Source organism: Verrucomicrobiota bacterium, from assembly GCA_016200005.1.
Taxonomy (GTDB): Bacteria; Verrucomicrobiota; Verrucomicrobiia; order Limisphaerales; family PALSA-1396; genus PALSA-1396.
In genome coordinates, this window is the sequence record JACQFP010000046.1 from 127,608 (window position 1) to 142,742 (window position 15,135).

Annotated in this window: 12 protein-coding genes; 3 read left to right on the plus strand and 9 right to left on the minus strand. The window is 56.1% G+C overall.

The features are described from left to right. Positions 1–85: 85 nt before the first annotated feature. Positions 86–1,210, plus strand: coding sequence for a formylglycine-generating enzyme family protein (locus HY298_16520; GenBank protein ID MBI3851861.1), 1,125 nt, complete (start codon positions 86–88; stop codon positions 1,208–1,210). A gap of 203 nt (positions 1,211–1,413) precedes the next feature. Here the strand turns inward: HY298_16520 and HY298_16525 are convergent, their stop codons facing one another. The 6 genes from HY298_16525 to HY298_16550 form a co-directional block, all read right to left on the minus strand. Then, entirely contained in the window at positions 1,414–2,793 is a 1,380-nt protein-coding gene (locus HY298_16525) for a hypothetical protein (protein ID MBI3851862.1), read from the minus strand. Positions 2,794–2,805: 12 nt separating this feature from the next. Beyond that, entirely contained in the window at positions 2,806–4,083 is a 1,278-nt protein-coding gene (locus HY298_16530; protein MBI3851863.1) for an acetylxylan esterase, read from the minus strand. Positions 4,084–4,142: 59 nt separating this feature from the next. After that, on the minus strand, positions 4,143–4,697 hold the full coding sequence (locus HY298_16535) for a 3-isopropylmalate dehydratase (protein ID MBI3851864.1): 555 nt from the start codon (positions 4,695–4,697) through the stop codon (positions 4,143–4,145). Positions 4,698–4,752: 55 nt separating this feature from the next. After that, positions 4,753–5,247 (minus strand): MOSC domain-containing protein, encoded by a 495-nt coding sequence (locus HY298_16540; protein MBI3851865.1) that lies wholly within the window; start codon positions 5,245–5,247, stop codon positions 4,753–4,755. A 121-nt stretch (positions 5,248–5,368) separates the two neighbouring features. Beyond that, positions 5,369–6,256: a prepilin-type N-terminal cleavage/methylation domain-containing protein gene (locus HY298_16545; protein MBI3851866.1), complete on the minus strand. Its 888-nt coding sequence runs from the start codon at positions 6,254–6,256 to the stop codon at positions 5,369–5,371. 121 nt (positions 6,257–6,377) lie between these two features. Next, positions 6,378–6,983: an FHA domain-containing protein gene (locus tag HY298_16550; GenBank protein ID MBI3851867.1), complete on the minus strand. Its 606-nt coding sequence runs from the start codon at positions 6,981–6,983 to the stop codon at positions 6,378–6,380. Positions 6,984–7,122: 139 nt separating this feature from the next. Here HY298_16550 and serS point away from each other — a divergent pair, with 139 nt between their 5' ends. Both serS and glgA read left to right on the plus strand, forming a co-directional pair. Beyond that, the gene (gene serS, locus HY298_16555) at positions 7,123–8,424 is read left to right on the plus strand and encodes a serine--tRNA ligase (GenBank protein MBI3851868.1); all 1,302 of its coding nucleotides are present in this window, start codon (positions 7,123–7,125) and stop codon (positions 8,422–8,424) included. Positions 8,425–8,464: 40 nt separating this feature from the next. After that, complete coding sequence (gene glgA / locus HY298_16560) at positions 8,465–9,913, plus strand: glycogen synthase GlgA (GenBank protein MBI3851869.1); 1,449 nt, start codon at positions 8,465–8,467, stop codon at positions 9,911–9,913. Positions 9,914–10,020: 107 nt separating this feature from the next. Here the strand turns inward: glgA and lepB are convergent, their stop codons facing one another. The 3 genes from lepB to HY298_16575 all read right to left on the minus strand — a co-directional run bounded on the left by lepB (position 10,021) and on the right by HY298_16575 (position 14,795). After that, positions 10,021–11,193 carry a signal peptidase I gene (gene lepB, locus HY298_16565; GenBank protein ID MBI3851870.1) on the minus strand — a complete coding sequence of 391 codons (1,173 nt, stop codon included), beginning with the start codon at positions 11,191–11,193 and terminating at the stop codon, positions 10,021–10,023. Positions 11,194–11,196: 3 nt separating this feature from the next. Beyond that, positions 11,197–12,987 carry an elongation factor 4 gene (gene lepA / locus HY298_16570; GenBank protein MBI3851871.1) on the minus strand — a complete coding sequence of 597 codons (1,791 nt, stop codon included), beginning with the start codon at positions 12,985–12,987 and terminating at the stop codon, positions 11,197–11,199. Positions 12,988–13,556: 569 nt separating this feature from the next. After that, complete coding sequence (locus tag HY298_16575; protein MBI3851872.1) at positions 13,557–14,795, minus strand: ISL3 family transposase; 1,239 nt, start codon at positions 14,793–14,795, stop codon at positions 13,557–13,559. Positions 14,796–15,135 lie beyond the last annotated feature (340 nt).

Genomic DNA, 15,135 nt, shown 5'->3' on the forward strand with positions numbered 1-15,135 from the left:
CTCCACGTTTTCTGGTTCGTTGGCCGGGAACCTCCAATCTTGGCGACTCCGATTTCAGCACGTTGAACCCACGGCCAACCGAAACATGAAAACTAAACTGCTCGCCTTCTTGGCGCTGGCATTGTTTGCCGGCATGAACTGGGTGGCTGCCCAAGGGACGCGGTTTTTCCGAATTTCCGGCCCGGCGGCAACTACCATCATTGCGTTCAACCCGGATGGCACGCTGGTCTGGAGCAACGCGCTGGCGGGCACGAACTATACCGTCCAGACCGTAGCCTCGCTGCCCGGCGGCACCAATTGGGTGGACTATGTCCAGATTCCCACCACCAATGGCGTCAACACCAACCTGCTCATTGATTTCAACCCGCCCGCCGGCATGGCGCTCATTCCGGCAGGCGTGTTCACGATCGGGGACACTCTGGATGGCTTGGGCACCGCCATCCCCACGAACGTAACAGTATCCGCGTTTTACATGGACTTAAACCTGGTGGGCTACAGTCAATGGCAGTCGGTTTATGATTGGGCCACGAACGCCGGATATGGTTTCACCAATGCCGGTGCTGGCAAGGCGATGGACCATCCAGTGCACACAGTGGATTGGTATGACATGGTGAAATGGTGCAATGCGCGGTCGCAGCAAGAGGGTTTGAATCCGGTGTATTACACGGATACGAACTTGACGCAGGTTTATACCAATGGGGAAGTGACGCCTTATGTGAATTGGACGAACAGAGGTTATCGTTTGCCGACGGAAGCGGAGTGGGAGAAGGCGGCACGGGGCGGGTTGAGGGGGAAACGGTTCCCGTGGGGCAATATCATCAGTGAAAGTTTGGCCAACTACTACGGCGACTCGGCTACCTATTTCTACGATTCGGGACCGGACGGCTACAACTCCATTGGGAGTATCGGGGGGACCTCACCCGCCACGAGTCCGGTGGGATCATTTGCGCCGAACGGTTATGGACTTTACGATATGGCTGGGAATGTATTTGAGCGGTGCTGGGATTCGTATAGGACGCCGCCATATCCGATAGGTAGCCCGTATTTGGGAGGCAGTGACCCACGCGGACCGGCAACGGGGGGCGACCGTGTTTTGCGCGGCGGCAATTGGGGCAGCCGCGCCTACTACTTGCGTTGCGCCGTTCGCAACTTCAACACCACACACTACGCCTACTACAACACTGGCTTTCGTTGTGTGAGGGGGCTTTAGTTTTTATTCTTTGCCCTTTAACCTTTTTGAACGCATGACGCAGCGAGTCTAACGCCTGAAACGAGACGTGCTGCGTCAGACGCAAACCATTAGACAACCAACGAGTGAATTCCGGGTTAGCGAGAGACGCCACTCCAATGGAATTCCACCGTTCACTAGCGAGAATGATTGGTGCCGCGTGGACGCGTATCGCCAATCGTTGGCTAATACAATCGCACTCTCGCGTAACTGATGGTGTTGGCCAAGCCTTCGCGTTGCCCCAGCATTTCCAGCGCGCGCGACGGCGACGAACCTGCCCGTGGTGTTGCAGTGAAATAACTCGTGAACGGTTTTTGCAAGGGCAGGGGATAAGCGCGACCGACGCTACCGTCGGGAAGAATCTCGCGCACCCGGTTTTCGGAAACGCGCTTGCCACCTTGATCAACGCCGGACGCGTAATAGACGACGAAGAGACGATGATCCGGCGTCACTTGGAACCGGCCCGCCGCGCCGACGATGCCGGGTTTGTCCTCCGTGGATTCCTCGAGTGTTTGTCGCCGGATGATTTTCCCATCGCGAACCACCGCGTGATTCAGCGTGTGACTCTGTTTCGCGTCGGGGAAGAATTTCGACCGCAACCGTTCGTCCAACGCGCGTTCCGTCCAGAGCAAGTGCACGTCGCCCTCGGGTGACAGATAAAGATCGCCCGGCGAGAGCCAGCCACAGGTTTTGTCCCGGCTCGCAATTTCCACCCAGTCTGCAAACGGTTGCTTGGTGATGTCGGGAGTCCAGGTGTAGAAGAGCCGGCGAAAATCATAGTCCCATTGCTGGCCCGTAAGCTGGCGTTTGAACTCCCGCCACGCTTTGTAGGGTTCGACGACGTCGCTCACGCCGAAGAAATGCACCGCGCGGTTTTGGATGGCGACATCGGGATAGCAAACGCGGATCGGCTCCGGCTTGTCATATTCCGCGCCCCACGGCCATTTGAGTTGTCCCTGAGCGCTCCACTTGCCAGTGCGATCGCGAAAAGTCCATTCCGCGTGGGTGTAACCGATATTTTGAAAAAGAATCAACTCTCCCGCCGCACCGTCCGCCGCAAAACTGCGATAGGAATGTTCGGCAAAACGCGGCGTGCCTTGCCAGCTTGGCGACAATGACTCAGGCGGAGATTTGGAATTATCGGCTTTGAATTGAAGCACGTCCGGTCGCGCCGGGCCGCCGTTGGGTTCGGCCTCCTTGCCCATTGTTGGGTTCACGGACAAAAGCACGCGACCGTCGGCAAACACGGCGAGCGGCGACGGTTCACGCGTGCGACCTTCGGCATCAACGCGCACGCGTTCCCACCCGTGCGCCCGGCGCTCGAACAGCATCCAGCGACAGTTGTTCAATGGTTTGGCGTCTGGAATCGTCTCCAACCCGCTGGCGAACAGATGCCCGCCTGCGCGCACCAGACACGTCGAACCGGAGCACCACATCGGGCCGGCGCCGTTATTGGCGTTTGTGAATGTGTAAACGTCCTCCTCGATTTCGACGACTGGCGCAAGGTCGGTCGCGCGAGCCGCGGTTGTGAAACTCAACAAGACAAGCGGCAGTAGATTCTTCATGATTCGATTCTTTCAGACCCAGCGCTTGAGCCAATCCCAAGCCTCGGTTTGCATCTCGGCGTTGAACTCGTGTGGCGTGTCGTAAAACTGCGTGCGACAATGATCCGGCGCCCCGGCTTTCGCGTAACACGCATGAAGTTTGTCGAAGCTTGCCCTCACACCTTCGGGATGGAACAAGGTGTCCTTGCGACCGTTGATCACCAGGAGCGCTTTCGGCATCGCGAGCGAGGCCACGTCGGGATAATCAAGGTGACGGTAAAGTCCGGGCACGATTTTGGTGTGGCCAATGGTGTTTTCAATGTGTTTCTTGAGCTGCCACGGAAAGGAAGTCATCCAGCCAACCACCACCGCCGCGCGAATTCGGTCGTCCAACGCGGCGAGGTGGCACGAGCGCAAACCGCCAACCGAAAGTCCAACGCAGCCGATGCGCTTGGGGTCCACTTCCGGACGCGTGAGCAGATAATCCACCGTGCGGATGTCGTCCCAAAACATCACGCCCGGCCAGGTGAAGCCGGCGGCGTAGATCGTCCGGCCAACGAGTTGTTCGTACTGTCCCGACCGACGATTGAAAGCCTGAATGCGCTCGCGGGGGAGCTTCGCCGGACGTGCGCGCCAGTCCCCGGCATCATCGTCCAACAACATGCGCCGCTCGCCCCAATAGAACATGTCGATGCTAACGACGACGTAACCCTGACGCACCAGATCAATGGCGATGCTACGTCCGCCGTAATACTGACGCCTGAATTCGGCGAGTGTCGGGTTCTCACTTCCAGTCTCAACGAGCTTTTCCTTGCCCCAAAGATAAAACGCGCCGTGGTCGTGTAACGCAACGATGGCGGGCGCGCGGCTGGGAAGATTTTTAGGCACAAGCACGAACGCCGGCACGCGCAAATCCGGAGTGGTGTTGAACCAGACCTTTTCGCGAACGTAATCGCCACAATCCTGCCGCTCCACCGTTTCCGGCTTCGGCGCGACTTTGGTCGGCGCGTACTGCAGCAATTCCAGCAACTTGCCGCGTGCCTGCTGCTTCCAGGTTCGCAGCGAACGAAAATGCGGGTTGAGAAACGACAGCGGAAATTCTCCTTTGACGGCCTGGCTTTGGATGAAAGGAAAGAGCGAACCCACCGACGAACCCGATGGAGTTGTGAGGGAGGGAATGCCAGCAGGTTCAGCCGCAGGGATTTTCAAACGACCACCCAGAAGTGAAACCACACCGACTGCCGCCGTTGTTCGCAGAAACGCGCGCCGACTTGCAGGTTGCTGCGGAATGCGATGTGGTGGATTGGGCACGGTAAGAATGAAATTAAAACTCAGTTTCGCTGAATAGCCCTATCCGCCATGCAACCGACTTACGATTGCGCTGGAATCATGCCCGACTGCCGTGCGTAATTAAACAAGCCGCCAGCATCGACCACGGGGCGCACGTCGCCCAACGGTTTGAACGAATAAACCTTCTTCGTCGAATGGACTCTGACGGAAGCCGCGTCCAGATCGACCGTGACCGCGTCGCCAGTCTTAAGCGTGTCAATCAAACGTTCCGTGATTTCGCAGGGATAAAGTTCACCGGTGGCGACACAGTTGCGAAAGAAAATCCGCGCAAAACTTTCCGCCAGCACGATCTTGCATCCTGCCGAACCCAGTGCAATGGGTGCGTGTTCGCGCGAACTGCCACAGCCAAAATTGCGGCCTGCAAGGACGATGGGATATTCGCTGTCGAGTTGTCCCTCCTTCACGTAACGAATCGGGTAAAGCGATTCCGGCAAGCCGCACATGGCGTAGGCGCCCAGCTTTTCGTATTCCTCCGGAATGGTAGGAACGAGATTCAGGTATTGCGCGGGAATGATTTGATCGGTGTCGATGTTATCGCGCACCACATAGACCGGACCGGTAAAAACAGATTGCATGGGAACAGTGTGGCGGTTGGCCGCCAACTTTTCAATCAGTTAAGTGAGCCACAAGTCATTGAACGGGCGAAATGCTGTCGCCAACGCGAATCCTGCCGGATTGAATCACCTCGGCCATCACGCCCTGGCGCTGGTCAGCCATGAGTGCGCGCAGACCGACGCAGATCGCGTCCATTTTGGAACAGGGCATGCGCGCTTCATAAAATAGGAGGATGGCTTCGCCGATTTGAACTTTCGCACCAAGCAAGGCGATCAGGTCCAAGCCGGATGTTTCAATGTTCGCGCGCACCGCGCCAGGAGCGATGGATTGCAAAGCCAACGCGGTAGCGTGTTCGGTGATTTGTTCACGTCCGATCAAACTGACCTGGCGTCGGCTTGGCTGGCCGGTGGTGCGGCTGAGCCGGTCGAAGTAACGCGGATTACCCAAGATGCCTTTGCCGGCGACGACTTCCACAAAGTCAACGCTTGTCAGTGGTGCGCCTCCTTGCGCCGGATGCAAATGCAGGGAGGCAACGCGGCCGGATAGGGCAGGGGAGTCAGAAGTGCTCATTTGATCACGAGTTGTGCAGCCATCGCCTCAATGGATTGTGCCTGAATCCGTCCAGTTTTGAAAACGTCGGTGAATTATTCTGGATTGACCCAATGGGAATTCAGTTGCTGGGTGCGAGCGCTCACTTCAAATACTTCGGCCACGAGGCGTATTTGTAGCGCGGTTCGACCCAGGCGAAGTCGCGATCGTTGGGTGCCTTCGTCCAACCGAACGGCGTGTCCAAATTATTTTGAGCCGCCGTCGCCGCCCTAAGCGTACCGGCCTCGACCCATTTGTGGCCTTCGACATGGCCGTCGAGAAAACTGATTGTGTTGGCGTTGAGATGGAAAGCAGCAACCGGATCGACCCAGCCATGGCTGTCGGCGTTGATCACCCATGTGCCGAGGTTGTAGTTACGGGAATCAGGTTCTTCCAGGAAAACCATCGTGCGCGCGGGTTCAGGAACGGTCGCGATTTTATAGATGGGGAGCGTGTTCGGATTCCAGATCGCCGGTTGACCACCCGCTGTGAAGCCGCCCATCCCGTCGGCCTTGGAGTAACTGTCATAGGCCCAGTGTGCGCCGGGCCTGCGGAGTCGATAACGTAAATCCCCCGGACAGTGATAAACGCCAAAGCTCGAACAATACGACCAAAGCGGTCCCATGCTGAAACCCTTCTGCACTGCAAGGGTCGCGGTCTCGACCGTCATGCCGGCTGTAATATCTGGCGATGGGCCGGGCCAATATCCGCCCGCATAAGTGTCCACCTTCACCGTTTTGGTGCCATCACTGTAGGTGAACACTCCCCCTTCCATCGTGCCGTTGTTGTCGTCTGCGTACATGATGAAGGCCAGTTGGAGTTGTCGCTCATTGCTCTGGCAGTAAGCACCCGTCGCTTTCATCTTTGATTTCGCCAGGGTGGGCAGGAGAATCGAGGCGAGGATCGCAATGATGGCGATGACCACCAAGAGTTCAATCAAGGTGAATGCGCGCCGCGCGGGCCTCTTGCTGTAATTGCTATGCGTCAACATGGTTTTGGTTCCGTCAGGGTTACTTGCCATCAAATTATCCAGGGTTTTCAAAACTGTAAACACTTACGTTTGCAAATTTGCCGTCACAAAAATCCGTGTCCTCGGCGCGCACTACAATTGATCATTCTCCCTGAAGACGTTTGAACCGGTCTTTCACATTGCCGAAAAATGTTCCCAAGAAGGATTTCTTTTTCCGCTTCATATCAACACTCCAGGCGCTCAGAACGCATTGCGAACTGCACGCGGGACAACAGATCACTGTCTTGCCGCCTAGTCGTCGGAGTTTGTGAACACAGGCATTACAGAACAGTTTGTTGCAATGCGTGCAATGCAAGGTGGCGTGCCTTGTCGGGTGGTAAATGCAGGAAGGATAACCGTCCGGCAGGACGTGATGCGACACGATCTGTTGGACGGGCAGGGGAGGGATGGCCACCGTAGGTGGCACCGTCTCCAGGACCAGCTCGACGTGGCCCAAGTGCAAGGACTGACCGTGGTGGAGTTCGGATTCGATGATGGGCTGTCCGTCGATCCATGTTCCGTTGGTCGAGTCGAGATCACGAACCAGCACGGAGTCATTTTGGAACACGATCTCGCAATGTTTGTCGGACACGGTGAGGTCATTGAGAAAATAATCGTTCTCCAGACTTCGACCGAGCCGAATCACCCCCGGCTTCAGCTCGATTGCCTGTGCCTGGGCGGCCCCGGATATAATAAGCAATCTGGCCATAAGTCTTCATCACATTCAGGCTTTGAAAGCGTAATGAATACACATTCGATCTCGCGTTGTCGATACCAATGAAGGAGTCAAGGCCGGGGAAAACCCCCTTCCTCCTTGCCCTGTCATTGGTCGTTCCTATAATGCCGCGATGCTCGACAGCAAAGTGATTCGTGAAAAGCCGGATTTCGTGCGGGAACGCCTGGCGTCGCGTGGAGCCGGGGACGAGTCGCAGATCGCCGGAGTGCTGGCTTTGGACGAGCGGCGACGCAAACACCTTGCTGAAGTCGAACAGTTGAAGGCGCAACGCAATCGCGTCTCCAAGGAAATCGGCATCTTGATGGGACAAAAGAAATCTGCGGAAGCCGAAGCGAAGAAAAACGAGACCAGAGAAATTGGCAATCGCATCGCCGAATTGGACAAGACGCTTGCGGAAGTCGAAGCCTCACTCCACGAAAGTCTGCTGCGCCTGCCGAATTTGCCCCACAAGTCGGTAGTCGTCGGTAAGAGCGCGGAGGACAATCCGGTTGTCCGCGGGTACGGTGAGAAACCAACATTTTCCTTCAAACCCAAATCGCACATTGAACTTTGTGAAAGTTTGAAGCTGATTGATTTTGTTCGCGGCGCGAAACTTTCGGGCAGCGGCTTCCTGCTGTACACACATTGGGGCGCCAAACTGGAGCGGGCGCTCATTCAATTCTTGATTGATTTGCACACCTCGGACCACGGCTACACGGAGATCTCGCCACCGTACATCGTGAGCCGTGATTGCATGACCGGCGTGGGTCAGTTTCCAAAGTTTGAAGACCAGGCCTATGCGGTGCAGGAGGGCAAAGATGGTTCGACGATGGGCAAATTGTATCTCGTTCCGACGGCGGAAGCGCCGGTGGCCAACATCCATCGCGAGGAAATTCTCAAGGAGAACCAGTTGCCGATTTATTATTGCGCCTACAGTCCTTGCTTTCGCGCCGAGGCCGGCGCGGCGGGCGTGGGCACGCGCGGCATGATTCGCGTCCATCAGTTCGACAAGGTCGAACTGATCAAAATCGTGAAACCTGAAAACAGCTACGATGAGTTGGAAAAAATGGTGGTGAATGCCGAGCGCGTTTTACAGTTGTTGGGACTTCATTACCGCGTGATTCAACTGTGCACCGGTGACATGGGCTTTGCCAGCGCCATGACTTACGACCTCGAAGTCTGGGCGCCAGGGCAGGGGAGTTATCTGGAAGTTTCGAGTTGTTCCAATTGCGAGGATTTTCAGGCGCGCCGAATGAATCTCCGGTTCAAAGCGGCGACTGGCGAAAACAAATACGCGCACGTTCTCAACGGCAGCGGCACGGCACTCGCCCGGCTGTTTGTCGCGCTGGTGGAAACGCACCAGCAAGCGGACGGCAGCCTCACCATCCCGGAAAAGTTACGACCGTATCTCAAAACCGACCGGATTACTGCGTGACCCTACCAGACAACCTCGGCTTAAACCGAACTCGATCCTGATGAGAATCCTGCTGGCGAGCAGCGAACTTCACCCTTACTCAAAAACCGGCGGGCTGGCGGACATGGTCGGCGCGCTGGCCAAAACTCTCGCGCGGGCCGGACATCAGATTGGCGTCGTCACGCCGCTCTATCGAGAGGCTCGCGAAAGATTGCCGGACCTCAAGCGCCTTGATTTGCCGATCGACCTGCCGCTGGGCCAGCGCCGCTTGCAAGCCGGAGTTTGGACGATTCAGCCGGAGAAAAACCTGACGCTCCATTTCATCAGCCAACCGGAATTTTACGATCGAGCGGGGTTGTATCAAGGCAATGGGTCGGATTATCCCGACAACGCCGAGCGATTCATTTTCTTTTCGAAATGCGTTGCCCACCTTGGACGTCATTTGCCTTGGAAACCGGAGCTCCTTCACGTTCACGATTGGCAAACGGGCCTGGTCCCGATCTTGATGCTGCACCAAAACCTGCAGGAAGGGTGGGGGCAGTCGCCGCGAACCTGCCTGACCATCCACAACCTCGCTTACCAGGGAATTTTTTCGCGCGCACATTACGAGCTGACCAACCTGCCCGTCGAGTATTTCAACCCGAACGGTTTGGAGTTTTACGGCAAGATGAATTGTTTGAAAGCTGGCATCACCTACGCGGACGTCATCACCACCGTCAGCCCGCGTTACGCGCGTGAAATCACCACCGAAGCGCTGGGCTGTGGACTCGACGGTTGTTTACGACCGCGACAAAACTCGCTATTCGGAATCTTGAATGGGGTTGACTACGAAGAATGGAACACCATACACAACCCGTTTTTGAAACATTCGTACTCCATCCGCCGTTTGACGGGGAAGACGAAGGAGAAATGTGATTTGCAGAAAGAGCTCGGACTGCCGGCGCATCCCGACATTCCGCTGTTCGGCAGCATCACTCGATTGGCCGATCAAAAAGGAGTCGATATTCAACAAGGCGCACTGGAAGAAATGCTCGCTGCCACCCTGCAGTTCGTGCTCCTGGGCAATGGCTCGCCGAGCTATGAAAAAGCCTATCAGACTCTCGCCGCACGTTTCCCCCGGAAGGTCGCTGTTAAAATCGGTTTCGACCAGGGGCTGTCGCATCGGATTGAAGCTGGCTGCGATTTTTATCTCATGCCCTCAAGGTTCGAGCCGTGCGGGTTGAATCAGATGTACAGCCTTCGTTACGGCACCATTCCCATTGTCCGGGTCACGGGCGGACTGGACGACACGGTCATCGACGCTTCCGAAGACCCGAAAAAGGCCAATGGCATCAAATTCACCGACTACTCTGCGCGCGCCCTGGCCAAAGCAATGCGGAAGGCGATGGTGCTCTACGAGGATAAAAAGCTGCTGCGCCACTATCGAAATAATGCCATGGCGGCAGACTTCTCCTGGGAGCAAGTCAGCCAGCAGTATCTGAAAGTTTACAAGGTGGCTCTGGACCGTTGACAGGGGAAAAGGCAAGCAATTGAAGGAATCTAAACTAAGTATAACATACATTGTGCGAAACATTGGAACATCGCCCAAACCCAATAAACTTGCGGCTTTGTTCGCGATTATCGATGGCCCCAGCCGAAGCGTTCGCTGATCGGCCAATAGACGAAACAGGATTTGCCGATCACGTTCGTGCGGGAAAAATCTCCCCAGGCGCGCGAATCGAAACTGTTCACCGTGTTGTCGCCCATCACCATGTAGTGATCCGGTCTTACCACGTAGCCTTCCTGCTTGTCTTGGAATAGCGGTGCAAGATGCGGAAAATTGACGTGCCCGGAATAATGACTTTCCTGAGGCGGTTCTTTGGGGTTGAAGGAATAGACGTTCTCGAAGTGTGGCGTGGAAGCGTCCAGACGATTGGTGCGATTGATGGTCAAGTGACGATCGTCGCCGATTTGTACACGCTCACCGCCGAGGGCGACGAGTCGTTTGATATAAAACTGGTCCTGTGGCATGCGCGGATCCTCAATTCCTTTGGTTTCAAAGACGATGATTTCACCGCGCGTTGGATGACGGAAATTGTAGGTGAGGCGATTGACAAAGAGATGGTCGCCAGCGGTCTCCTTGAAATCTATGATGGCTTCGCCTTTGTGGAAGGCATCTCCGACATGGACGCCGGCTCGTTCCGCAAAATGATCGTCCGGCGTAAACCACAACAGGTGCGATTTTTCTCCACCGCGGTATCGCATTGTGATGCGCTGCTTGTTGATGAACCTCAGCACGTGCTCCGGCTCGCCGATCTGAACCAGTTCACCATCGTCCTCCGCAGCCAGATAATGGTAAAATGTGCCGCGGACACAGGCTTGGTAGAAACGAGCGAGTCCGCTGGGGATTTTAATTTCCGGATGCTCCTTGAGATTGGTGGAAGTAACGCCGTAAAGCGTCGGCTGCATCGAACCGGTCGGGATTTTGAACGGCTGGAGAAAAAATGTGCGGATGCTCATCGCCACGGCTACCGCCACGAGGATCACTTCGATGTTTTCCCGGACTGCCGAATGCGGATAGGGCTTGAGCCATTTGTTGGCGACCTTTTCCAGGTTCTCCATTTGTTTTAGCAGTGTCTTATTGTCTTCGTTCGCATCGACTGTCTTCTTTAGTTCCAACATTGCGGCAGTAATCGCCTCAATGGCTGGTGGCGACAGAATATCGCGTTGCGCGTTGAGCAGTTTGGCGACGTGCTTGCGCATTTCGGTCGCGTGCCGAACCGTCTTCGAGAGAAACCATTTCAAATTCATAAATTATGCTTTCAACACTTCGATGAACGCTTCCTGAGGAATGTTGACAGAGCCGAACGATTTCATGCGCTTCTTGCCCTCCTTCTGTTTTTCCAGAAGCTTGCGTTTGCGCGTGATGTCCCCGCCGTAACATTTCGCGGTCACGTCCTTGCGCAACGCGCTGACGCTTTCGCGCGCGATGATCTTCCCGCCGATGGCGGCTTGAATGGCCACCTGGTATTGCTGCCGGGGAATGACCTCCTTCAGCTTCGCGGCGAGCGCGCGTCCCCTGCCCTCCGCCTTGTCGCGATGCACGATGCAAGAGAAAGCGTCCACCGATTCGCCATTCACGAGCATGTCGAGTTTCACCATGTGCGACTCCATGTAACCAGTGTGCTCGTAATCCATCGAGCCAAAACCGCGTGTGATGCTCTTGATACGGTCATGGAAATCAATCAAAATCTCGTTCAATGGGATCATGCTCGTCAACATGACCCGCCGCGAGTCGAGCGTTTCGGTGTGATCCACCACGCCCCGCTTCTCTGAAATCAACGCCATCATGTCGCCGATGTATTCGTTCGGGCAAATCACGAAGGACTTGACCATCGGCTCTTCGATTTTCCCGATGTAGTTCGGTTCGGGCAGATACGCCGGGTTGTCGATCTCCTTCAACGTGCCGTCGGTCAATGTCACGCGATACACCACGCTTGGATACGTGGCAATGATGTCCATGTCATATTCCCGGCGCAGCCGTTCCTGGACGATTTCCAAATGGAGCAGTCCGAGAAAGCCGCAGCGGAAACCAAATCCAAGCGCCACCGAGCTTTCTGCCTGGTACACGAACGCCGAATCGTTGAGTTGCAGCTTGCCGAGGTTGATCTTGAGATGCTCGTAATCCGAGGTGTTGATCGGATAAATGCCACTGAACACCATCGGATGAATTTCCTGAAAGCCCGGCAGCACGGGAGACGGGTTCCGTGAATCCGTCAACGTGTCGCCCATCTTGACGTCCTTCGGGCTTTTGATGTTCGCCGTGATGTAACCAGTCTCACCCACTTCCAGCTTTTCCCGAACATAAGGCTTAGGATTAAAACTACCGACCTCCTTTACCTCGACGGATTTGCCCGAGTGCAATAACTTGACCTGCATTCCCGCCTTCAACTCCCCATTGAAAACCCGCACATGCGTCACTACGCCCTTGTAAGTGTCGAAATAGGAATCAAAACCCAATGCCTGCAACGAAGGCGCGCCAGTCGGTTTTGGTGCCGGCACGCGGGCGACTATTGCCTCCAAAATATCATCGATGCCGATGCCTTCCTTCGCGCTTGCCAGGATGGCCGTGTCACCGGGAATGGCCAGAATATCTTCCAATTGTGTTTTGGTCAGCGCCACATCGGCATGGGGCAGGTCGATTTTGTTGATGATCGGAATGATGGCCAGGTTTTGCTTCATGGCCAGATGCACGTTGGCGACGGTCTGCGCCTCGACGCCTTGCGCCGCGTCGATAATGAGCAAAGCTCCCTCGCACGCACTCAAGCTGCGGGAAACTTCATACGAAAAATCGACGTGCCCCGGCGTGTCGATCAGGTTCAGCTCGTAAGTCTCACCGTTCTTGGCCGTGTAAAGCATCGTGACCGGGTGCGCTTTGATCGTGATGCCGCGCTCGCGCTCTAGGTCCATCGAATCGAGTAACTGCTCCTCCATGTCCCGGGTGGAAATTGTCCCGGTGCGATGCAACAACCGATCCGAAAGTGTCGTCTTGCCGTGATCGATGTGGGCGATGATGCTGAAATTTCTTATGTGCGCCGCGTCCATTACATCTGACTCTGACTCGTAATCTTGATCTTAATCCGGGTGTTGCCCAGCCTGAAGCCGGGAGAGAAGATACTGGTGAATGTTTTGAAGCAAAAGGTTAATCTCGACCCTGGCGACAATCGCCCCCTCCCCTGCCCTTTCCGAAGCGATCGAAGTAAACGAAACGCGATTTCGCGAAGCTCAAAAGAAAGCTTGCTATCCCCAATCGCCTGCTTACCATTCTCCACACTCAAAGCAACCCCTAAAAAATGATTCTTAGGTAACCCCTCTTGAGCAACTGCGGCGGATGCGCGAAAAGCGACAAAGCGGGCAGTGGCGAACTGAAAGCAGAGATAAGCAGTTTCAACCTCAGCTTCCTCCGAGCGATGATTTAGCTCTCGACTGCTCCGCTTTTCGGCGACACACCAACGGAGGGTCTGGCTCCGACACCCCGTCCAAATGACTCATCATCCTAGCCAACCTTCCATCTGAAAGGAGACAATGAAAACGAACGTATTGCACGCACTGATCTCTGTTGTGCTCTTTTCTGCCCCAGCCTATTCGCAAACTGATTTTCCCTTCTTGCGACTTCATAATGGGTAAAGGTTGAGCTTTCCGCAGAAGAACAGGATGCGCGTCCGGTAGTTGTCGAAGCTACGGAAGCCCCGCGCGTTGGATTTGATCATCTGAATCTTCGAGTTCAATCCTTCGGTCACCGCGTTGGTAATCGGATGCCGCAAATAGGTCAGCAGGTTGTCCAGATGGGTCTTCAACATCTTGGCCACCTTGATCAGCGGCTTGAGCCGACTGCGGCTCACCCACCCAAACCACTGCTTGAAAAAACGCCGCGCCGCCCCTTCATACCGGTAGGTCCACAACTTCGTGAACAACTCCTTGGCCGCCCACGCGCGCGCCACCTTCAGGCCGCTATCCCGCAGCGCTGCAAAACTGGCCGCCTGCTCGTCGCTGAAGTTCAGCGGATTATACAGCCACAACTGCCGCGAGCCTTTGAGCGTCTCATCGCCCGCCGCCATCAGTTCCTTGTGCTCGGCGCGCCGCACTTGATCCACCGCTTCGTTCAGATGCGCCGCCACGTGGAACTTGTCATGCACCAACTCCGCCTGCGGTGCCTTGGCCCGGCTGGCGTTCATAAACGGCTCCCACATGTCCACCGCCACCGCTTCGATCTGCTGGCGTTGCTCCGCGCTCAGCGTGTCCCACAACGCCTCGGCCGCCGCCTGCGTCCGGCCCTCCACCACGTCCAACACCCGGCTGGCTTTCAAATCCGTCAGCAGCGAAATATACGACTGGCCCGAACGAAAACTCTTCTCGTCCATCCCTACGTGCAAGAGGGCTTCCAACTCGCGCCGTGACAAACCGCGCTGCACCGCCCGCCGCAGAATGTGATCCACTTCGTCCCACGAGAGTCCCAGCAAACCGGCGGCCTGCTTGACGCTGCGCGCGCACAGCAACACGTCGATGGCAAAACGCTCGAAGAGCCGGCTGAACCGTCCGCCCGGCTCCGCCCAGGGCACCGCCAGGGTCTTGACGCCGTCGGTCGCGCAGTCCACCCGCGGCACGCGTGCCCGCAGGATCGTTTGAAACTGCATCGTGTCCAGATGCCGCCACGTGCGCTGCGGCGCGTAGTCGTAGAGCGTGCAGGCTTGGCCGCAGACCGGACACTGAGCCTTTTGGCCTTCGGCCCAGGTCAACTCAATCTCCACGCGCTTTTCGCTCAGTTCCAGCTTCACGTGCTTCACCTGCCAGGGCGATTCAATCCCCAGCAGCAGCCGATAATGTTGGTGCAGTTCGTTCTCTGAAAAAATCATCGGGCCAGCTTGCCGCAGCCCGCTGGTAACTGGCCAGTCTTTCCCACAACGTCCGTCCGGCGGAGTACAGCGGAGCGGAGCGAAGTCCGGCGCGAAGCGGCTTGAATCCCGCATACCCGCGATGCTTGACTGCTCCAGAAGTTGCCAACCGCTTCATTCTTAAAAGCCTTTTCCCTTCCCCATTCCCTCGTGCTTACCCATTAAGAAGTCCGAAGAACCTGATTTTCCTGGAGGTCGGTGTAAAAGTCTTTCTGTAAATTGTCTTTCTTCTCTCCGCCTCCACCCCTCCGGGGTGAGGCGGAGCGAAGGCGAGCGTAGCGAGCCGAGCGCAGCCGAACCC